Consider the following 19,910-nt stretch of genomic DNA (forward strand, 5'->3'; position numbering starts at 1 on the left):
CGGTACCGGGAGTTCGGTGCCGCCCTGCTTCGTTACTGTTTGTGACGACGAACCGTATGGCCGTAGCAATCGGTGAGAAGAGAAGGCAGGTATCCGTGACAATCAACCAGGCAGGGGTCATGACAGCCGCTACTGCTGGTCTCAACCTCAGTGATTCGGTGTACGAGCGGCTGCTGCGCGAGCGCATCATCTTCCTCGGCACCCAGGTCGACGACGACATCGCGAACAAACTGTGCGCGCAGATCCTGCTGCTCGACGCCGAGGATCCGACCAAGGACATCTCCCTCTACATCAACTCGCCCGGTGGCTCGGTCACCGCGGGTATGGCGATCTACGACACCATGCAGTTCGCCGAGTGCGACATCAAGACCGTCGCGATGGGTCTGGCCGCGTCGATGGGGCAGTTCCTGCTGACCGCGGGCACCAAGGGCAAGCGCTTCGCGCTGCCGCACACCCGGATCATGATGCACCAGCCCTCGGCGGGCATCGGTGGTTCGGCGGCCGACATCGCCATCATGGCCGAGCAGTTCGCGCACACCAAGCGGGAGCTCAACGAGCTGCAGTCGCTGCACACCGGCAAGTCGGTGGAGCAGGTGACCGAGGATGCGGATCGCGACCGCTGGTTCACGGCGAAGGAAGCCCTCGAATACGGCTTCATCGACCACGTGGTCAGCCACGCGAACCAGGCGAAGTAGCGCAGGCCCGCGCCCCATCACACTCGAGACAAGCTTGGAGACCAAGATGGCCAATCTGATCGACCCGCGCGCAGGCCTGGGCGGCGCTGCCGCCGCCAACCCGCAGTCGCGCTACATCCTGCCGCAGTTCACCGAGCAGACTTCGTTCGGCGTCAAGACTTCCGACCCGTACAACAAGCTGTTCGAAGAGCGCATCATCTTCCTGGGCAACCAGGTCGACGACGTCTCGGCGAACGACATCATGGCGCAGCTGCTGGTGCTGGAGTCCCAGGACCCCGATCGCGACATCACGATGTACATCAACTCGCCCGGTGGCTCGTTCACCGCGCTGATGGCCATCTACGACACCATGCAGTACGTGCGTCCCGACGTGGTGACGGTGTGCCTGGGCCAGGCCGCCTCGGCCGCCGCGGTGCTGCTGGCCGCGGGCGCCCCCGGCAAGCGTGCCGCGCTGCCCAACGCGCGCATCCTGATTCACCAGCCGTCCTCCGGTGGTGTGCAGGGTCAGGTGTCCGACCTCGAGATCGCCGCGGCCGAGATCGAGCGGATGCGGCGCCTGATGGAGGTCACCATCTCGCGCCACACCGGCAAGTCCGAGGAGCAGGTCCGCAAGGACACCGACCGCGACAAGATCCTGACGGCCGAAGAGGCCAAGGAGTACGGCATCGTCGACCAGGTCTTCGACTACCGGAAGCTCAGCGGACAGAAGTGACACGCCCGGGCCCGTCGCCGCAGTTTCGGCGGCGGGCCCACCAATTTCGTGCGGGTTGGCCCACAATGGTGAGAACCCGCACAACCCTGAACAGAAACATGCGCGAGTTGTCGACCTCATTCGCGCACACCAGGTACGGTCGACTCAGGGACCATTGCTCTGATTGACGGCACCGAAACGTATTTCCGGCCCAATCGGGGGACGACGGTCGCACTCGGACAAGGAAGTAGGGACCTACGAGATGGCGCGCATCGGAGACGGCGGCGATCTGCTCAAGTGCTCGTTCTGCGGAAAGAGCCAGAAGCAGGTCAAGAAGCTCATTGCGGGCCCCGGGGTCTATATCTGCGACGAGTGCATAGACCTCTGCAACGAGATCATCGAGGAAGAGCTGGCCGAGTCGAGCGAGGTCAAGCTCGACGAGCTGCCCAAGCCCTCGGAGATCCGGGACTTCCTGGAGAACTACGTCATCGGCCAGGACACGGCCAAGCGCACCCTCGCGGTCGCGGTGTACAACCACTACAAGCGCATCCAGGCCGGCGACAAGGGCCGCGACAGCCGCGGCGAGTCCGTCGAGCTGGCCAAGTCGAACATCCTGATGCTCGGCCCCACCGGCTGCGGTAAGACCTACCTCGCGCAGACGCTGGCGAAGATGCTGAACGTGCCGTTCGCCATCGCCGACGCCACCGCGCTCACCGAGGCGGGCTACGTCGGTGAGGATGTCGAGAACATCCTGCTGAAGCTGATCCAGGCCGCCGACTACGACGTCAAGCGCGCCGAGACCGGCATCATCTACATCGACGAGGTCGACAAGATCGCCCGCAAGAGCGAGAACCCCTCGATCACCCGTGACGTCTCCGGCGAGGGCGTGCAGCAGGCGCTGCTGAAGATCCTGGAGGGCACCCAGGCGAGTGTGCCGCCGCAGGGCGGTCGCAAGCACCCGCACCAGGAGTTCATCCAGATCGACACCACCAACGTGCTGTTCATCGTGGCGGGCGCGTTCGCGGGCCTGGAGAAGATCATCTCCGACCGCACCGGTCACCGCGGCATCGGCTTCGGCGCCGAGGTTCGCTCCAAGGCCGAGGTCGACACCGACGACCACTTCGCCGAGGTGATGCCCGAGGACCTGATCAAGTTCGGCCTGATCCCCGAGTTCATCGGCCGCCTGCCCGTCGTCGCCTCGGTGACGAACCTGGACAAGGAATCGCTGGTCAAGATCCTCTCCGAGCCGAAGAACGCGCTGGTCAAGCAGTACGTCCGGCTCTTCGAGATGGACGGCGTCGACCTCGAGTTCACCACCGACGCCCTCGAAGCGGTTGCCGATCAGGCGATCCTGCGCGGCACCGGCGCCCGTGGCCTGCGCGCCATCATGGAGGAAGTCCTGCTTCCGGTGATGTACGACATCCCCGGCCGCGACGACGTCGCCAAGGTGGTCGTGGACGCCGACACCGTCAACGACAACGTCCTGCCGACGATCGTCCCGCGTAAGACCCAGCGCACCGAGCGCCGCGAGAAGTCCGCGTAGAACTCGCCTGGAGCCACGAAAGAGGGCCCGTGCTCCGATCGGAGTACGGGCCCTCTTTTCGTCTGTCCTAGCTCTCGCGGAAGGCCGGAGCCGCCGAGAGGAGATCTTCGGCGTCGTCGGAGGGGATCTCGGCCGAGGCGCGGGCGATGGCGGTGCTGTAGCGGGCGCTGGCGGCGTTGTGGATCATCAGCGCGACACCGATCATCACCGGCGCCACGGCGTGCACCGCGGCGTCGTACCAGTGCCCGGCACTCAGGTGCGGATAGGTGTTGAGGGCGATGGTGAGGGTGAGCAGGAACAGCTCGGCGACCAGGACCTGGGTGCGGTTGCCCATCACGCCCCACTCGGCCACGCGGGTGGTGCCGATCATGATGATGATCAGGCAGACGCTGATCATTGCCTCCAGGCCGAAGCTGGCCCAGTAGAGCGGGTCGCTCGGCCCGCCGGGCGCGATGTTGTGCTGGACGTTCACCGCCGACCACAGCATGCCCGCGATGACCACGCCGGCCAGCGCGCGCAGCGACCAGGTGCGGTGCTGATAGAGCGAGGCCAGCCGGGCGCGCGGGTTGGATTCGCGGCGCTGTGCGGCGATGGCCTTGCGGGCGAGCATCACGTCGGCCATCTCGGCCCGCTCCATCTCGGCGGTGGTCTCGCGCAGCCGGTCGGCGTGGGTGGAGGCCGCCTTGATCTGCTTCCAGCGCTGGTCGCGCTCGTAGGTGCGGATCTTTTCGGCGAGTTCGCGCTCGGCGCGCAGCTCGTCCTCGGACAGCGCGTCGGTCAGGGCCGGATCGGACTGGTAGGCGATGCGCCGCCTGGCCCGTTCGACCCGGACCGGCAACGCAACGACCTCGTCATCGAGCGGGTGTTCCTCGCGCATCGCAACTCCAGTTAGCAAAAGGGTTCGCCGGGTCGCGTCATTCTTGCGCATAGGGCCGCGGAGAGCACAACCGCGGGCCGGTTTCTCGCCGACCCGCGGAGGCCGGAATCGTCTGACGCACAACTGTGTAGCTGGTATCGCACTGTCACGGGGAGACGGTGACGACCGGGGAACCGGTCGCGCCCGGGGCCGAGGAGCTTCGTTGATCCTCCGTGGTTCGCCGTTGAACCTTGATCCCGTGCTGTGCTTCTGCTGAGTTTTTCGCCGCAGGCGGGTGCGGTGTTACGTGGGTCACTCGGTGGAGTAGTCGCCGTACTTCGGTGCGCCGTCGGCCCGGTAGCTCGCGATGATCACGCCGGTGGAGGTGGTGCGTGATTCGGTGAGGGTGAAGCCGGTGGGTCGCACCGTGTCGGTGAACAGTTTCTTGCCGGTGCCGAGTACCACCGGGAAGGTCAGCAGGTTCATCGTGTCGACGAGACCGGCCGCGAGCAGGGTCTGGGCGAGGGCGCCGCTGCCGTGCATCTGCAGTTCCCGGCCGGGGCGGGCCTTGAGGGCCGTCACCTCGGCCACGATGTCGCCGCGCAGCAGCTCGGTGCCCGCCCAGGCCGCCTCGGCGAGGGTGCCGGTGGCGACGTACTTGGGCAGGTCGTTGAGCTTGGTCGCCACCGGGTTGTCCGGGTCGTCGACCTTGGGCCAGTACCCGGCGAAGATGTCGTAGGTGCGCCTGCCCAGCAGGAACACGTCGACCCGGTCGAACACCGAGTCCATGAAGACGCCGAAGTCCTCGTCGCCGTAGGGGACCGACCAGCCGCCGTGCGTGAAGCCGTCGCTGGTGTCCTCCGCCGGGCCGCCCGGCGCTTGATAGACACCGTCGATCGTGAGGAACTGGGTCAGGGAAAGCTCCATGGCGACGATCCTTTCGTCCGTTTAGTCCGTCTTACTGGTCGTTCACCGATTACGACGGGCTCAACACGCAAAACTCATCGGCGTATCCTCGCGGTGTGTCGGACTGGTGCTGCCGTTCGGTTGCTGTTTACTCGGTCCGTCAATCAGATGTTCGAGTGACGAGTGGAAGCGGAGGAGACATGGCACTGCCTACGATGACCGCCGAACAGCGCACCGAGGCGTTGGCCAAAGCGGCTGCCGTGCGCAAGGCGCGCTCGGAACTGATCGGCAAGGTGAAGGAGGGCAAGGTCACCGTCGCCGATCTGCTCAAGAAGGCCGACAGCGACGATCTGGTGAAGAAGACCAAGGTCGCTGCGGTGATCAAGGCGCTGCCGGGTGTCGGCCCGGTGAAGGCGGCCAAGCTGATGGATCAGGCTGAGATCCCCGAGGATCGCCGTATCGGCGGGCTCGGTGCTCGCCAGCGCGCGGCGCTGCTCGACGCCCTCGAGGCCTGAGCCGAACAGTGATCCGACGCCCGTGGACGCACAGCGTGCACACCACGGGCGTCGGGATAGTTCGGCCTGACGAGGTTTTCAGACGCAGTAGGTCAGCAGGAAATCGTTGATCCGCAGGCGCCAGCCCGGCTGCAGTTCGATGGGCAGGGTGCCGACGCGGGACCAGCGTTCGGAGTCGGGGGCGGCGAAGAACGTACCGGAGGTGGCGGGGGCCTCCCGGACGAACACCTTGCCACGGTCGGGGGCGACGAAGGCATGGACCCGGGAGACGAGCCGGTCGCGTTCGATCAAGATGGGGGTGGCGGCGGCGGCCCGCACCGATTCGTCGCCGGAGGGGTTACGGCCGAGGACATAGGGCCGGTCCAGTGGGTAGCTGAGCCCGTCCTCGGTGACCAGGGCACCGCGCGGACTACTCGGCTGCGGCCCGGACTTTCCCAGCGCGATGGGCTCGGCCCGCTTCGCCGCATCCAAGGCCTGTGACCAGGCCAGGGGAGCGTTGGTGGCGGGGGTGTTGCGCGGGCCGGTGCTGACGGTGGCGCCGTCGCCGGTGCTCGGCCGGGAGCCCGTGCTCACCGTCTCCCCGTCGGCGCTGCCCGCGTCGGCGGGCGGCACGAAACCGGTTGCCGGACCGGCGGATCCGGACTCGCCGGCCAGGCTGAAACCCGCGGTGGCGGGCCTGGCCTCGCCGTTCTCGGCGTGGCCGGACGGTTCGCGCAGTGCCCGGAACCCGGTGGCTTCGGTCGGCGGCGGTTCGTCGATGGCCTCGACGCGGCGCGGCGCCGGATTGCGGCGACGGCCGAGGGTGAGCACGAAACCGTTGCCGGTGACGATGCCCGCCCGTAGATCGGTGCGCGGATTGGCGCTGGTCGGGTCGGCCATCTCGGCGCCGACCGCGATCCGGCGAACGGGTTCGCGGATGATCTCGTCGACCCAGGTGAAGGCCCGGTCGCCGGCGAGGCGGCGGTTGCCCTCGGCGCCGGAGATCTCGGCGATCACCGCGCCGCGCAACAGGATCAGCATCCCGTCGGAGGTGGGCGCCAGCACGCCGAACGGCGGCGGTGCGGAGGCACCACCGAAGACGACACCGGCCAGTCGCTGGGCCAGCGCCGCACCGGGCGCCGAGGCCGCGGTACTCATCGCGACGGTTTCGACCGCGCCGAGTAGCCGGTCGGTGGATGGGGTCTCACCTGCCAGATAGACGACGACGTCGCCGAATCGGGCGACGATCCCGGTCCCGGGCACGATGGCCACGGTGGACGAATGCGCGCGCATCAATGCCTCCTTGTCGGACTGGCCTTTGTCAGCATAGATCGACTGACGCGCGGGGGTCAGGGGTTGGGGCCACCGCGGCGGCGCCGGTCGCGTCGGCCGGCTGCGGCTCGGCGGCAGTGCGCCACTGGCACTGCCGGTTTCGGCCGGAGCGAGGCGAAGCGCAGGCCATGCCGAGGATCAGGATCGGTACCGCGAGAACTGCACGCGGCGACGGTGGTGCCTGCCGAGACGACGAGCGCGAGCAGGGTGAGCGTGCCCGCGAGGATGGTGCGCGGGCCGGAGGTGAATCCCTTGTGGCGCACCAGGGTCAGCGCCGACACTGGGTTCGGCGCGGTGAGCTCGCGGGGGTTCCGGCGAGAAATACGAACACCGTTCGTGCCAAACGTCGTTCGTGGACCCCGTATGATCGGCGCATGAATGCCGCACCCGTCAGTCGCCGGGCCAGACCGGCGAAAGCCCCGCTCAGCCGTGAGGTGGTCATCGAGACCGGACTGCGCATCCTCGACACCGACGGCCTGGCCGCGCTCACCATGCGCCGGGTCGCCCAGGAACTCGACACCGGCGCCGCTTCGCTCTACGTCTACGTCGCCCATCGCGACGACCTGATGACCGGCATGCTCGACCACGTCCTGTCCACCGTGACCACGCCCACCGGCGGTGACTGGCGGCAGCGCCTGACCGCCCTCGTCGAGAACACGATCGAGGCGCTCGGCAGGCACGAAGGCCTCGCGCTCGTCGCCTTCGGCCGGGTCCCGACCACCGAACACGCGCTCGGCCTGATCGAACAGCTGCTCTCGCTGCTGCGCGAAGGCGGTCTCGACCCGGCGACCGCCACCTGGGCCGTCGACCTGATCCACCTGCACATCACGGCCGAAGCCGCCGAGCAGGCGGCCGCCAACGTCACGGGCGGGACCGAGCCGGACTACATCGCCGGGATCACCCAGCGCATCGCCGAACTACCCGCCGAGCGGTACCCGACCGTCGTCGCGCTGCGTGCGCACATGCCGGCGGGCGACGGTGACGCCCGTGCCCGGTGGGCCCTGCGCGCCCTGCTCAACGGCATCATCGCCACCCCGGCGGTGGCGCGATGACCGGCGTCGATCAGCCAGGAACCGTCGAGCGGCGACGGGTGGCCGGCGGCCCGATCCGACCCGCGAGCGAGTCCGAGATCCCGGTGCTGCAGGAGATCGAGCAACGCGCCGGTGCCCCGTTCGCCGAGGTGGGGATGACCGCGGTCGCCGAGGACGAGCCGCCGCAGGCCGACACCCTGCGCGAGTACATCGCCGCCGAGCGCGCGTGGGTGTGGCCCGACGACGCCGACCGTCCGATCGGCTACCTGGTGCTGGGCCTGGTCGACGGGCAGCCGCACATCGACCAGGTGTCGGTGGACCCGGCCTACGCGGGCCTGCGCCTCGGCAAACGCCTGATCGACCACGCGGTCCGCTGGTCGAAAGACCGTGGGCTGCACGAGATCACCCTCACCACCTTCACCGAGGTGCCGTGGAACGGCCCGTACTACGAGCGACTCGGCTTCACCTACATCCCGGCCGCCGCCGAGACACCGGAGCTACGGGCGATCCGCGCCGCCGAGATCGCACACGGCCTCGACGAATGGCCCCGCGCCTGCATGCGCGCCGACCTGGCAACTTGGGTCGACGGCTGACCTGCCCGGTCGCCGAGCGCACCCGCCGACCGGGCGGTCGTCGTGGTGCGGGCAGCTCGACGTCGCGGGCGCCCGCGTGCCGATGCCGCGCCGGGCGTCTAGCGACGCGCAGCTCGACGTCGCAGCCGCCCCGCGCCGGCACCGCGCCGCAGTCACCGACGGGCGGTCACGCGGTCAACTGCCGACGACGGCCCGGGCGAAGGCGGCTTCCGCGGCGGGGGTGGCGGCGGCGCGGTCGGCCGGGACCAGGCCGATGCGGGACCGGCGGTCGAGGAGGTCGTCGACGGTGAGTGCGCCCTCGTGGCTGATGGCGAAGTCGAATTCGGCGGCGGTGACGTCGATTCCGGGGGCGACCGGTTCACGCAGGGACGGATCGGCCAGCCAGGCCGAGACGATCTGGCCTGCCTCGCTGCCGTAGCGCTCGATGAGGACCGGGGGTGCGTCGATGCGGTCGCGGGCCGCGCCCGCGACCGCGCCGACCAGGGGAAGGCGGGTCGTGCGGCAGTTCGACGCGGGCAGCGCGGCGTGGGCGACGGCGGCGTCGACGGCGTCCTGGGCCATCTGCCGGTAGGTGGTGAGCTTGCCGCCGACGACGGTGATCAGGCCGTCGGGGGAGGTGAGTACCGCGTGCTCGCGGGAGATGTCGGCGGTGCTGTCGTCGGCGGTCTTCAGCAGGGGACGCAGGCCGGCGAAGCGGCCGCGGATGTCGGCGCGGGTCAACGGTTCCCGCAGCGCGGTGTTGATGGTGTCGAGCAGGAAGTCGATCTCGGCTTCGGTGGGCTGCGGCTCGTCCGGGATCGGGCCGGGCGCGTCCTCGTCGGTGAGGCCGAGGTAGACGCGGCCGTGCGCCGCGGGGAGCGCGAAGACGAAGCGGCTGATGCTGCCGGGGACCGGCACCGTCAGCGCCGCGCTCAGACCGCCGAATGCGGCGGCGTCGAACACCAGGTGGGTGCCGCGGCTGGGCCGTAGTTCGATGCTGTGGTCGACCTCGCCCGCCCACACGCCGGTCGCGTTGATCACCGCGCGGGCCCGCACGGTCAGCGATTCGCCGGTGATCGTGTCGCGCAGCTGGACCGAATCACCGGTCGCGGCAACGGCTTCGACACGGGTGAGCACGGTAGCGCCCTCGGCGGCCGCGGTGCGAGCCAGGGCGACGACCAGGCGCGCGTCGTCGACGAGCTGACCGTCCCAGGCCTGCAGGCCGCCGCGCAGCCCCTCGCGGCGCACGGTGGGAGCCAGCCGCAGCGCCTCGGCGGCGGCGACCCGGCGGGAGCGGGGCAGGGTGTCGGCGGAGGTATGGGCGGCGATGCGCAGGGCGTCACCGGCGGCGAAACCCGCACGGATCAGCGAACTCTGGGCTGTCTTGATGCCGGGCAGCAGCGGCACCAGCTGGGGGAGCGGGCGCACCAGGTGTGGCGCGGTGGTCCGCAGCAGGATGCCGCGCTCGACCGCGCTCTCGTGCGCGATCCCGACCCGCCCGCTCGCCAGGTACCGCAGGCCGCCGTGCACCAGCTTCGAACTCCAGCGGCTGGTGCCGAACGCGAAGTCGTTGCGCTCGACCAGCAGCGTGCGCAGCCCGCGCGACGCCGCGTCGAGCGCGACACCGGCGCCGGTCACGCCACCGCCGATCACCAGCACGTCGACCTCGGGTCGTTCGCCGAGGGCGGTCAGGTCGGCGGTGCGGCGGGTCGCGTTGAGGGCGAACTTCGAATCAGGAGTCATCACAGTCCTTGTCGCGTGGAGGGAGCAGGTAACCCTCGATCGCCCTCGACAGCTCCGCGTCGAACTGCGCACCGGCCAGCAGCGGCTCCACCGTGCCCGCGGACTGCACCGCGGACTGGGTGATGAGCAGCAGCATGGTCGCCATCTGCTCGGCGTTGCCCGCGCGGATCGATCCGTCTTCGTGGCCGAGCTGGATCTCTGCCGCGAACAGTTCGATCAGCGTGCGCTGGTTGCGCCCCAACCGGCCGAACACATAGGTCAGCATCAGATCGGTGTCGGTGCGGAAGATCTTGGCGAACACCGCGTTCGCCCGGATCGCCGCCGCACCGGCGACGATGCCACGGACCAGCCGATGTCGGCCGAGGCCGACATCGGGCATGGTCTCGCCGACGATCATGCGTAGCTCACGCACGAGCAGTTCGGCGATCAGCGACCCGGTGTCGGGCCAGCGCCGGTACACCGTCGGCCTGCTGACCCCGGCACGGCGCGCCACCTCGGTGAGAGTGGTACGACGGACACCGAAGTCGACGACGCAGGCCCGCGTGGCATCGAGAATCGCCACGTCGGTGGGCGAGAGTTGCTCGTCCGCGTTGGTCGCGATGTCGATCATCGTGCTTCACCCCGGTGTGTTCGGCGGCGCCGGAGGGGGCGCCGTGGTCGAGCTGGAACGCTCAAGGGTATCGAGCGGACCAGCGGGGTCGGTGTCGTGAATGCGGGGCAGTGACATCCGACAGCGGTCGGATGCCGGCTCGAGGACTTATCGTACTGGTTACTGCTTGACACTATATGTCAGAATGTAACGCATGGTCGAGACGCAACCCGAAAATTCCGGTGCCACCACCCTGCAGCCGAGTATGGTGTGGGACGCCTGGGGTGTCCCCGCTGGACACCAGCCCCTGTCGGCGCAGATCCGCGGCCTGCTCGCGCAGGTGTTCGGTATCTCGGGCGAGCCGGTGGCGCGTCGCGACGAGGGCGACGTGCCGCTGCGCCCCGCCACCCTCACCGCCGGCGATCGGGCCGGGCTCACCGCCATCGTGGGTGACGAACATCTCAGCACCGCCGATGTCGTGCGGCTGCGCCACGCGGGCGGCAAGAGCACCCCGGATCTGTTGCGCCGCCGGGCAGACGGCCCGCAGGACGCGCCCGACGCGATCCTCTTCCCCGCCGACCACGCCCAGGTCCTGGCCCTGCTGACGTATTGCTCCGAGCACGGCATCGCCGTCGTCCCGTTCGGCGGCGGCACCAGCGTGGTCGGCGGCGTCGACCCGGTGCGTGGGCAGTTCGCCACCGTCATCGCGCTGGATCTGCGCAGGCTCGACAGCGTCACCGGGGTCGACCCGGTCAGCGGCCTGGCGACGCTGGGCGCCGGCCTCACCGGACCGCGGGCGGAGGCGCTGCTCGGCGAGCACGGGCTCTCGCTCGGGCACTTCCCGCAGAGCTTCGAATTCGCCACCATCGGCGGGTTCGCCGCGACCAGATCGTCGGGTCAGGCGTCGGCGGGCTACGGCCGCTTCGACGACATGGTCGAGCGACTGGTCGTCGCCACCCCGCAGGGCACCGTCGAGCTGGGGCGGGCACCCGCGTCGGCCGCCGGGCCCGACCTGCGTGAGCTGTTCGTCGGCTCCGAGGGCACTCTTGGCATCATCACCTCGGTGACGCTGCGCGTGCACCCGGTCCCGGAAACCACTGCCTACCAGGCCTGGTCGTTCCCCGACTTCGCCACCGGCGCGGCCGCGCTGCGCTCTCTCGTGCAGACCGGCGCGGCGCCGACGGTGCTGCGCCTGTCCGACGAAGCCGAGACCGGGCTGAACCTGGCTCGCTCCGGCGATGTCGGCGGTGCCCCGGTCGCGGGCTGCCTGGCCATCACCACCTACGAAGGCACCGAGGAGCACGTCGCCGCTCGCGCGCTGGAGGCGAGCGGACTGCTGACCGCCGCGGGTGGCACCGCGCTCGGCGATGCGCCCGCGCAGCAGTGGGAGCACGGCCGCTTCGCCGCGCCCTACCTGCGCGACGCGCTGCTCGATGTCGGCGTGCTGTGCGAGACCCTGGAGACCGCGACCACCTGGGCGAACCTGTCCAACCTGAAGACCAAGGTCACCGGCGCGCTGATGGATTCGCTCGGCGCGCAGGGCACGCCCGCGCTGGTGATGTGCCACATCTCGCACACCTACCCGACCGGGGCCTCGCTGTACTTCACCGTCGTCGCCAAGCAGCTCGACGACCCGATCGCGCAGTGGCGCCTCGCCAAGTCCGCGGTCGGTGACGCGATCATCGCCGCGGGCGGCACCATCACCCACCACCACGCCGTCGGCGCCGACCATCGGCCGTGGATGTCGGCCGAGGTCGGCGACCTGGGTGTTCGCGTCTTGCGCGCGGTGAAACGCGAACTCGACCCCGCCGGGGTGCTCAATCCTGGAAAGCTGGTGCCGTGAGGGAGCTTTGGCGAGTGAACCGGATGCACAGCGCGCGTTCGCGCGCGACGGAGCCGAGCGCCGGCGAGGTGGAGTCGTGAAGGAGCCTTGGCGAGTGAACCGGATGCACAGCGCGCGTTCGCGCACGACGGAGCCGAGCGCCGGCGAGGTGGAGTCGTGAGCGAACTTTCGGTGCGGCGGGTACTCGTCGTCACGAATCCGCATTCGGGTGCGGGGCGGGGCGACGGCGTCGCCGAGGCGGTGCTGGAGCGGCTGCTGGCCCAGGGCGTCGAGGTGGCCGAGGTGCGGGCGCCCAGCGCGGCCGAATCGGTCGAGCAGGTCAGGGCGGCCGTCACCAGCGAGCTCCGGCGGCCCGACGCGGTGATCTGCGTCGGCGGCGACGGGCTGATGAACGTGCTGCTGGCCGCGGTCGCGCACAGCACCGTGCCGCTGGGCCTGGTGCCCGCGGGCACCGGCAACGACCTGGCCAGGGAGCTCGGCATCCCGACCGGCAACCCGGAGGCGGCCACCGACATCGTGCTGCGCGGCCGGGTCCGGCATATCGACCTCGGCCGGATCGAGTCGACCTACGCGACGCCCACCTGGTTCGCCACCGTCGTCGGCACCGGTTTCGACGCGCGAGTCACCCTGCGCGCCAACAAGATGCGCTACCCGCGCGGCCCGCTGCGCTACACCGTGGCCGCGGTGGCCGAGCTGATGCGCGGCTACACGCTGCCGTTCACCCTCGAGCTGTCGGGCCTCGCGCCCGGCGCGCTCGACAACCCCGACGGCGAACAGACGGTGATCCACACCGATGCCGTGATGGCCCCGATCGGCAACACCCGCACCTACGGCGGCGGCATGCTGGTCTGCCCGGACGCGCTCGCCGACGACGGCTACCTCGACATCACCGTGGTCGGCGCGGTCTCCCGGCTCGAGATGGCGCGGCTGCTGCCCGCGCTGTCGGCGGGCAAGCGCATCGACCATCCGTCGACCAAGCGCTACCGCGCGCGGCGGATCACCGTCACCGCCGACGGTGGCTACGCCACGGCCGACGGCGAACCGGCCGGGATGCTCCCGGTCACCGTGCAGGCGATGCCGGGCGCGCTGACGGTGCTGGTGCCGTAAAGGCCGCGGGGGCCGACGGTGGTGGCTCGGCCCGGGGCCCTAGGCGGCGTCGAAGGTGATGCGGGTGACGGCGGTGAGGCTCGGCCGGTCGACGATCACCACCGACGCCGAGTCCAGCGGCTCCGGGACCGGCGCGACGGGTCCGGCCCCGCGCGCGCCCAGGGACTGCATCATCCGCTCCCATCGGCGGCAGTGCGCGGTGAACGCCACGCTGTTGACCCGCCTGCCCCGGGTGACCTGACCGTGCCTGGCCTGCGTCGGGGGCACATCGATCAGCACCATGTGCAGTTCGCGGCGTCCGGTCACCGCCCAGCGGGCGATCATCCGGCGGCTCCAGGCGAACGTCGCGCAGTCGTGGATCGCCACCGGCCCGTCGGCGGTGCGCAGCGCGTCGCGGATCGCGCGATAGTGCTCCAGGTGCACCAGCGGTCGCCACAGCGGATACGGCACCCGGCCCAGCCGGTGCCGCAACCGGTTGCGGGTGTGATTCGAATCGAGCACCAGCGCACCCGATGCCGTGCGCACCGGCTCCTCGGCGTCGGGACCCGCGGCGAAGAAGCGGTGTAGCGCAGTGGATTTGCCCGCCCCGGGCACTCCGGCGAAGACCAGCACGCTGGCGGCGGGGTAGTGGAGCTGGTCGACTTCGCTCGCGCGTAGGTCCACCAGCGCGTGCGGAGCGATGATCCGCGGCGGCGCGGATCGGGGTGGGGGAGTCGCGGCGGAATCGAGCGGGGGCGTCACCCTCTCCAGACTCCGGGAAAACGGACAATTCGGCAATCGGGGATTACCCCGATGTTCGGTGGAGGCACTTGGCTCACAACAACTTCCGCGTGTCGTTGTGCCCAGGTGACAAACTGTCACCCGGGCGTCGGGCAGAAGCTGAGAATTGCATATGGATTCCCGGGACGGCCGGGAATCGCCGGTAGTATCACAGAAGTAGACGGAGTCTTCGGTGTCCCTCATCCACCGAAGATTCCGTCTCTGTTTTTTCGGCGGTGCCGTGCTGTGCCGGGGGGCGTCAGTTGCTTTGCCGGGGCCCCTTAGGATTGGTGCGTGACCAGCGCAGCCCCAGACAACTCGCGTAATCGTGCCGATGCCCTGCCCAAGAGCTGGAACCCCAGCGAGGTAGAGGCCGACCTGTACGAGGGCTGGGTAGACGCCGGATACTTCGGCGCCGATGCGACCAGCGGCAAGCCCGCCTACTCGATCGTGCTGCCGCCCCCGAACGTCACCGGCACCCTGCACATGGGCCACGCCCTCGATCACACCCTGATGGACACCCTCACCCGCCGCAAGCGGATGCAGGGCTACGAGGTGCTGTGGCTGCCCGGTATGGACCACGCGGGCATCGCGACCCAGACCGTGGTGGAGAAGCAGCTCGCCGCCGACGGCAAGACCAAAGAGGACTTCGGCCGCGAGCTGTTCATCGACAAGGTGTGGGACTGGAAGCGCGAGTCCGGCGGCGCCATCCAGTGGCAGATGCGCGCGCTCGGCGACGGCGTCGACTGGAGCCGCGACCGCTTCACCATGGACGAGGGCCTCTCGCGCGCGGTCCGCACCATCTTCAAGCGCATGTACGACGCGGGGCTGATCTACCGGGCCGAGCGCCTGGTGAACTGGTCGCCCGTGCTGAAGACCGGCATCTCCGACCTCGAGGTCGACTACAAGGACGTCGAGGGCGAGCTGGTCTCGCTGCGCTACGGCTCGCTCGACGACAACGAACCGCACGTCGTCGTGGCCACCACCCGGGTGGAGACGATGCTGGGTGACACCGCCGTGGCCGTGCACCCGGACGATCCGCGCTACGCCGCGATGATCGGCTCCACCGTCTACCACCCGATCACCGGGACCCAGATCCCGGTCATCGCCGACGACTACGTCGACCCGGAGTTCGGCACCGGTGCGGTGAAGATCACCCCCGCGCACGACCCCAACGACTTCGAGATGGGCCTGCGGCACAACCTGCCGATGCCGACGATCATGGACGAGGGCGGCCGGATCACCGGCACCGGAACCGAATTCGACGGCATGGACCGCTTCGAGGCGCGCGTGAAGGTGCGTGAGCGCCTCGCAGCCGAGGGCCGCGTCGTCGCGGAGAAGCGGCCGTACACCCACAGCGTCGGCCACTCCGAGCGCTCCGGCGAGCCGATCGAGCCGCGCCTGTCGATGCAGTGGTGGGTCAAGGTCGAGTCGCTGGCCAAGGCCGCCGGTGACGCGGTCCGCGACGGTGACGTGAAGATCCACCCGGCGAGCCAGGAACCGCGCTGGTTCGACTGGGTCGACAACATGCACGACTGGTGCATCTCGCGGCAGCTGTGGTGGGGCCACCGCATCCCGATCTGGTACGGCCCCGAGGGCGAGATCGTCTGCCTCGGCCCGGACGAGGAGGCGCCCGAGGGCTGGGTGCAGGACCCGGACGTGCTCGACACCTGGTTCTCCTCCGGCCTGTGGCCGTTCTCCACGATGGGCTGGCCCGAGGCCACCCCGGAGCTGGCGAAGTTCTATCCGACCAGCGTGCTCGTCACCGGCTACGACATCCTGTTCTTCTGGGTGGCCAGGATGATGATGTTCGGCATGTTCGTCAGCGACGACCCGGCGCTCACTGTCGGCAAGGGCGGACAGAAGCAGGTGCCGTTCGAAGACGTCTTCCTGCACGGCCTGATCCGCGACCAGTACGGCAAGAAGATGTCGAAGTCGCGCGGCAACGGCATCGACCCGCTGGACTGGATCAACTCCTACGGCGCCGACGCGCTGCGCTTCACCCTGGCCCGCGGCGCCCAGCCGGGCGGCGACCTCTCGGTCGGCGAACCGCACGCGCTGGCCTCGCGCAGCTTCGTCACCAAGCTGTTCAACGCCACCAAGTTCGCGCTGATGAACGGCGCGCGCTCCGGTGAGCTGCCCCCGCGCGAGACCCTCACCGACACCGATCGCTGGATCGTCGACCGGCTCGACGAGGTGCGCGCCGAGGTCGACGCCGCCTTCGACGCCTACGAGTTCGGCAAGGCCTGCGAGGCGCTGTACCACTTCGCCTGGGACGAACTGTGCGACTGGTACCTGGAGCTGTCGAAGGTGCAGTTCGCCGAGTCCGACGCTCGCGCCGAGAGCACCGCGGTGGTGCTCGGCACGGTGCTCGACGCGGTCCTGCGCCTGCTGCACCCGGTGATCCCGTTCGTCACCGAGACCCTGTGGAAGGCGCTGACCGGCGGCGAATCGGTCGTGGTCGCGCCGTGGCCGACCGCGAGTGGCATCGCCACCGACACCGTTGCCGCGCAGCGGGTCGCCGACACGCAGCGGCTCATCACCGAGATCCGCCGCTTCCGCAGTGACCAGGGCCTGGCCGACAAGCAGAAGGTGAAGGCCACGCTGGTCGGCCTGGACTCCGCCGGGCTCGGCGCGTTCGCCGGCTCGGTGGCCAACCTGGCCCGCCTGACCGAACCGGGTGACGACTTCGCCACCACCGCCGAGGTGCAGGTCCGGCTGTCGGGCGCGACGGTCACCGTGCAGCTCGACACCTCCGGCGCGATCGACCTCGACGCCGAACGCCGCAGGCTGGAAAAGGATCTCGCGGCCGCGCAGAAGGACCTCGACACCACCACGGCCAAGCTGGGCAACGAGGCGTTCCTGGCCAAGGCGCCGCAGCAGGTCGTCGACAAGATCACCGGCCGCCGGGATGTGGCCGCGGCCGAAGTCGCGCGGATCGGCGCCCGCCTGGCGGAGCTGAGCGGCAAATGAACGACGAGCCGGAGCCGCAGTACGACGCCGACGACCACCGCCCGGCGCCGCTGGGCGCCGGTCCGTCGCCGGTCGACCTGGCCGAGATGGCGCTGGTCGAGGCCGAACTCGACAAGCGCTGGCCGGAAACCAAGATCGAGCCGTCGCTGACGCGGATCGCCACGCTGATGGATCTGCTGGGCAACCCGCAGCGCAGCTACCCGGCGATCCACGTCGCGGGCACCAACGGCAAGACGTCGGTGACCAGGATGATCGACGCCCTGCTCACCGCGCTGCACCGGCGCACCGGCCGGATCACCAGCCCGCACCTGCAGCTGGCGACCGAGCGGATCAGCATCGACAACGCCCCGATCAGCCCGGCCCGCTACGTGGAGACCTTCCGCGAACTCGAGCCCTACATCGGGATGATCGACCAGCAGTCCGAGGCGGTCGGCGGCCCGGCGATGAGCAAGTTCGAGGTGCTCACCGGCATGGCGTTCGCCGCCTTCGCCGAGGCGCCGGTGGACGTGGCCGTCGTGGAGACCGGCATGGGCGGCACCTGGGACGCCACCAATGTGATCGACGGGCAGGTCGCGGTGATCACCCCGATCGGCCTCGACCACACCGAGTATCTCGGCCCCGACCTCGCCTCGATCGCCGGGGAGAAGGCCGGGATCATCAAGCGCGCGCCCGAGGCGTTGGTCCCGGTCGACACGGTCGCGGTGATCGCCGAGCAGGAGCCCGAGGTGATGGACGTGCTGCTGCGCCGGGCCGTCGAGGTCGACGCCGCGGTGGCCCGCGAGGGCGCGGAGTTCCGGGTGCTGGAGCGGGCCGTCGCCGTCGGCGGTCAGCTGCTCACCCTGCAGGGACTCGGCGGCGTCTACGACGAGATCTTCCTGCCGCTGCACGGCGAGCACCAGGCCCGCAACGCCTCGCTCGCGCTGGCCGCGGTGGAGGCGTTCTTCGGGGCCGGCGCGGATCGTCAGCTCGACATCGAGGCGGTGCGCGCCGGTTTCGCGAGCGCGTCCAGCCCCGGCCGGATGGAACGGATGCGCAACGCGCCGACCATCTTCGTCGACGCGGCGCACAATCCCGCGGGCGCGCAGGCGCTGGCGAACACCCTCACCACCGAGTTCGACTTCCGCAAGCTGGTCGGCGTCGTCGCCGTGCTCGCGGACAAGGACGCGGCGGGCATCCTGGACGCACTGGAACCGGTGTTCGACGAGATCGTCGTCACCAGCAACGGATCGCCGCGCGCCATGGAGGTCGACGCGCTCGCCGACCTGGCCGTGCAGCGCTTCGGCGACGAGCGGGTGATCACCGCCGACACCCTGCCCGATGCCCTGGAATCGGCGATCGCGCTGGCCGAGCAGGCCGGTGACGACGGTGACGTCATCTCGGGCGCGGGCGTCGTTGTCACCGGGTCGGTAGTGACCGCGGGCGCCGCGCGCGCCCTCTTCGGAAAGGGTCCGGCATGAGTGCGGTTCCACCCCCGGCGACCGATCCGTGGAAGGGTCTGCGCGGGGTCATGGCAGGCACCTTGGTCCTCGAGGCGATCGTGGTGCTGCTGGCGCTGCCGGTGGTCGCCGACGTCGGCGGCGGGATCACGTGGTTCTCCGGCACCTATCTCGTGACGCTGTCGCTGCTGATGGTCCTCGGCGCGGGCGTGCAGCGGAAGCCGTGGGCGATCCCGTTCAACCTCGGCCTGCAGGTGCTGCTGCTGGCGGGCACGTTCATCCACCTGTCGATCGGGATCATCGGCCTGGTGTTCGCCGCGGTGTGGGCGTTCATCCTCGTCCTGCGCTCGGACGTGCAGCGCCGGATGGACGCCGGCCTACTGCCCAGTCAGCGAATGGGCGGCCGGACCGACACGAGTTCGGCTCAGGGCGGCGACGCCGGTTAGAGTGGCGCCGTGACTGAGCAGACTTTGGTACTCATCAAGCCGGACGGCGTCTCCCGTGGCCTCGTCGGCGAGGTGCTCGCCCGCATCGAGCGCAAGGGGCTGAGCCTCAAGGCGCTGGAGCTGAAGAACGTGTCGACCGCCCTGGCCGAAGAGCACTACGCCGAGCACGCCGAGCGCCCGTTCTTCGGTTCGCTCATCGAATTCATCACCTCGGGTCCGGTCGTGGCGGCCGTGCTGGAGGGTCCGCGCGCGATCGCGGCGTTCCGTCAGCTCGCCGGTGGCACCGACCCGGTCGAGAAGGCCACCCCGGGCACCATCCGCGGTGACTTCGGTCTGGAGACCCAGTTCAACCTCGTTCACGGTTCCGACTCGCCCGAGTCCGCCAAGCGTGAGATCGCGCTCTGGTTCCCCGAATTTCCTGCTTGATTCGCGCTGTACTCGCTCGTCGCGTCCGGTGCGGGCGCGGCGGGCTCGAGCGGCCGGAGTTCGCGTGAGTTGCGCCGATGGCGATCCCCGCGCGAACCGTATGGGATACTGACTACGGATGTGTTCGACGCCGATGCTCAAACAGGGCGGTTGGTGACAGCCTGTCGCGCAGGTACGCGACAGCGGTGACGAACATGACCGGATGACACCGCGGTTGGATGCCGATCATCGCTGCCACGGACAACCCTGTTGCTGGGGTTGCCCGCGCAGGCACGCTGGATGAGCGCTCGGAGCGTGGCGTCACCGCACAGCCAGGCGCCGCGTGACCGGTTGGCCCGCCAGAAGATCGATCGAGGTGAGACCGGACACGCGGGGCGAGACCAGATGACCCTCGTACCATCGGGTACGAGGTGCACGGACGATGCCCCCGCGTCGGCCGCGTCACTCCCGTACCGGGGATGGACGCGC

18 protein-coding genes are annotated in these 19,910 nt (G+C 69.8%); 12 read left to right on the top strand and 6 right to left on the bottom strand.

Annotated elements, in window-relative coordinates; all coding sequences use genetic code 11:
- Positions 1–119 precede the first annotated feature (119 nt).
- From ACFVAV_RS05265 to clpX, 3 genes are all read left to right on the top strand, one after another.
- Positions 120–695, top strand: coding sequence for an ATP-dependent Clp protease proteolytic subunit (locus ACFVAV_RS05265; RefSeq protein ID WP_379030323.1), 576 nt, complete (start codon positions 120–122; stop codon positions 693–695).
- A gap of 46 nt (positions 696–741) precedes the next feature.
- On the top strand, positions 742–1,407 hold the full coding sequence (locus tag ACFVAV_RS05270) for an ATP-dependent Clp protease proteolytic subunit (RefSeq protein ID WP_067486212.1): 666 nt from the start codon (positions 742–744) through the stop codon (positions 1,405–1,407).
- A gap of 241 nt (positions 1,408–1,648) precedes the next feature.
- Entirely contained in the window at positions 1,649–2,929 is a 1,281-nt protein-coding gene (gene clpX / locus ACFVAV_RS05275; RefSeq protein WP_379030326.1) for an ATP-dependent Clp protease ATP-binding subunit ClpX, read from the top strand.
- 67 nt (positions 2,930–2,996) lie between these two features.
- Here the strand turns inward: clpX and ACFVAV_RS05280 are convergent, their stop codons facing one another.
- On the bottom strand, positions 2,997–3,806 hold the full coding sequence (locus ACFVAV_RS05280; RefSeq protein WP_379030329.1) for a hypothetical protein: 810 nt from the start codon (positions 3,804–3,806) through the stop codon (positions 2,997–2,999).
- A 291-nt stretch (positions 3,807–4,097) separates the two neighbouring features.
- Positions 4,098–4,712, bottom strand: a complete 615-nt coding sequence (locus ACFVAV_RS05285) for a dihydrofolate reductase family protein (RefSeq protein WP_379030332.1) — start codon at positions 4,710–4,712, stop codon at positions 4,098–4,100.
- Between the two features lie 179 nt (positions 4,713–4,891).
- Between ACFVAV_RS05285 and mihF the strand changes: the two genes are divergently transcribed.
- A complete protein-coding gene (mihF, locus tag ACFVAV_RS05290; protein WP_019045768.1) occupies positions 4,892–5,206 on the top strand; it encodes an integration host factor, actinobacterial type in 315 nt (104 codons plus the stop codon).
- Positions 5,207–5,284: 78 nt separating this feature from the next.
- Here mihF and ACFVAV_RS05295 read toward each other — a convergent pair whose 3' ends face one another.
- A complete protein-coding gene (locus ACFVAV_RS05295) occupies positions 5,285–6,478 on the bottom strand; it encodes an FHA domain-containing protein (RefSeq protein WP_379030335.1) in 1,194 nt (397 codons plus the stop codon).
- A gap of 413 nt (positions 6,479–6,891) precedes the next feature.
- On the opposite strand from ACFVAV_RS05295, the gene ACFVAV_RS05300 reads away from it, so the two are divergent.
- On the top strand, positions 6,892–7,569 hold the full coding sequence (locus ACFVAV_RS05300; protein WP_379030339.1) for a TetR/AcrR family transcriptional regulator: 678 nt from the start codon (positions 6,892–6,894) through the stop codon (positions 7,567–7,569).
- Entirely contained in the window at positions 7,566–8,141 is a 576-nt protein-coding gene (locus ACFVAV_RS05305; protein WP_379030342.1) for a GNAT family N-acetyltransferase, read from the top strand. The genes ACFVAV_RS05300 and ACFVAV_RS05305 overlap by 4 nt, the downstream gene beginning before the upstream one ends.
- A 174-nt stretch (positions 8,142–8,315) precedes the next feature.
- Here the strand turns inward: ACFVAV_RS05305 and ACFVAV_RS05310 are convergent, their stop codons facing one another.
- Complete coding sequence (locus ACFVAV_RS05310; RefSeq protein WP_379030345.1) at positions 8,316–9,863, bottom strand: glycerol-3-phosphate dehydrogenase/oxidase; 1,548 nt, start codon at positions 9,861–9,863, stop codon at positions 8,316–8,318.
- Complete coding sequence (locus tag ACFVAV_RS05315; RefSeq protein WP_379030348.1) at positions 9,853–10,473, bottom strand: TetR/AcrR family transcriptional regulator; 621 nt, start codon at positions 10,471–10,473, stop codon at positions 9,853–9,855. The genes ACFVAV_RS05310 and ACFVAV_RS05315 overlap by 11 nt, the downstream gene beginning before the upstream one ends.
- A 193-nt stretch (positions 10,474–10,666) precedes the next feature.
- On the opposite strand from ACFVAV_RS05315, the gene ACFVAV_RS05320 reads away from it, so the two are divergent.
- On the top strand, positions 10,667–12,295 hold the full coding sequence (locus tag ACFVAV_RS05320) for an FAD-binding oxidoreductase (RefSeq protein WP_379030351.1): 1,629 nt from the start codon (positions 10,667–10,669) through the stop codon (positions 12,293–12,295).
- Positions 12,296–12,451: 156 nt separating this feature from the next.
- Complete coding sequence (locus tag ACFVAV_RS05325) at positions 12,452–13,402, top strand: YegS/Rv2252/BmrU family lipid kinase (RefSeq protein ID WP_379030354.1); 951 nt, start codon at positions 12,452–12,454, stop codon at positions 13,400–13,402.
- 39 nt (positions 13,403–13,441) lie between these two features.
- On the opposite strand, the gene ACFVAV_RS05330 is transcribed toward ACFVAV_RS05325, so the two are convergent.
- Entirely contained in the window at positions 13,442–14,143 is a 702-nt protein-coding gene (locus ACFVAV_RS05330) for an AAA family ATPase (RefSeq protein ID WP_379030357.1), read from the bottom strand.
- A 312-nt stretch (positions 14,144–14,455) separates the two neighbouring features.
- Between ACFVAV_RS05330 and ACFVAV_RS05335 the strand changes: the two genes are divergently transcribed.
- From ACFVAV_RS05335 to ndk, 4 genes are read left to right on the top strand one after another with little or no spacing between them, the layout of a single operon-like run.
- Positions 14,456–17,134, top strand: a complete 2,679-nt coding sequence (locus tag ACFVAV_RS05335) for a valine--tRNA ligase (protein ID WP_379030359.1) — start codon at positions 14,456–14,458, stop codon at positions 17,132–17,134.
- A complete protein-coding gene (locus ACFVAV_RS05340; RefSeq protein ID WP_379030363.1) occupies positions 17,131–18,591 on the top strand; it encodes a bifunctional folylpolyglutamate synthase/dihydrofolate synthase in 1,461 nt (486 codons plus the stop codon). The genes ACFVAV_RS05335 and ACFVAV_RS05340 overlap by 4 nt, the downstream gene beginning before the upstream one ends.
- Complete coding sequence (locus ACFVAV_RS05345) at positions 18,588–19,016, top strand: DUF4233 domain-containing protein (RefSeq protein ID WP_379030366.1); 429 nt, start codon at positions 18,588–18,590, stop codon at positions 19,014–19,016. Before ACFVAV_RS05340 ends, ACFVAV_RS05345 begins: the two co-directional genes overlap by 4 nt.
- Before the next feature lie 9 nt (positions 19,017–19,025).
- Complete coding sequence (gene ndk / locus ACFVAV_RS05350; RefSeq protein WP_379030369.1) at positions 19,026–19,442, top strand: nucleoside-diphosphate kinase; 417 nt, start codon at positions 19,026–19,028, stop codon at positions 19,440–19,442.
- Positions 19,443–19,910: the final 468 nt, after the last annotated feature.

It is taken from the genome of Nocardia sp. NPDC057663 (assembly GCF_042799895.1).
GTDB lineage: Bacteria > Actinomycetota > Actinomycetes > Mycobacteriales > Mycobacteriaceae > Nocardia.

Excerpts from the sequence above, each read along its gene's own strand:
- ACFVAV_RS05315 (WP_379030348.1), bottom strand. The coding sequence starts at position 10,473 with ATGATCGACATCGCGACCAACGCGGACGAGCAACTCTCGCCCACCGAC.
- ACFVAV_RS05320 (WP_379030351.1), top strand. The coding sequence starts at position 10,667 with ATGGTCGAGACGCAACCCGAAAATTCCGGTGCCACCACCCTGCAGCCG.
- mihF (WP_019045768.1), top strand. The coding sequence starts at position 4,892 with ATGGCACTGCCTACGATGACCGCCGAACAGCGCACCGAGGCGTTGGCC.
- ACFVAV_RS05340 (WP_379030363.1), top strand. The coding sequence starts at position 17,131 with ATGAACGACGAGCCGGAGCCGCAGTACGACGCCGACGACCACCGCCCG.
- ACFVAV_RS05280 (WP_379030329.1), bottom strand. The coding sequence starts at position 3,806 with ATGCGCGAGGAACACCCGCTCGATGACGAGGTCGTTGCGTTGCCGGTC.
- ACFVAV_RS05300 (WP_379030339.1), top strand. The coding sequence starts at position 6,892 with ATGAATGCCGCACCCGTCAGTCGCCGGGCCAGACCGGCGAAAGCCCCG.
- ACFVAV_RS05270 (WP_067486212.1), top strand. The coding sequence starts at position 742 with ATGGCCAATCTGATCGACCCGCGCGCAGGCCTGGGCGGCGCTGCCGCC.
- clpX (WP_379030326.1), top strand. The coding sequence starts at position 1,649 with ATGGCGCGCATCGGAGACGGCGGCGATCTGCTCAAGTGCTCGTTCTGC.
- ACFVAV_RS05295 (WP_379030335.1), bottom strand. The coding sequence starts at position 6,478 with ATGCGCGCGCATTCGTCCACCGTGGCCATCGTGCCCGGGACCGGGATC.
- ACFVAV_RS05285 (WP_379030332.1), bottom strand. The coding sequence starts at position 4,712 with ATGGAGCTTTCCCTGACCCAGTTCCTCACGATCGACGGTGTCTATCAA.
- ACFVAV_RS05310 (WP_379030345.1), bottom strand. The coding sequence starts at position 9,863 with ATGACTCCTGATTCGAAGTTCGCCCTCAACGCGACCCGCCGCACCGCC.
- ACFVAV_RS05345 (WP_379030366.1), top strand. The coding sequence starts at position 18,588 with ATGAGTGCGGTTCCACCCCCGGCGACCGATCCGTGGAAGGGTCTGCGC.
- ACFVAV_RS05265 (WP_379030323.1), top strand. The coding sequence starts at position 120 with ATGACAGCCGCTACTGCTGGTCTCAACCTCAGTGATTCGGTGTACGAG.
- ACFVAV_RS05305 (WP_379030342.1), top strand. The coding sequence starts at position 7,566 with ATGACCGGCGTCGATCAGCCAGGAACCGTCGAGCGGCGACGGGTGGCC.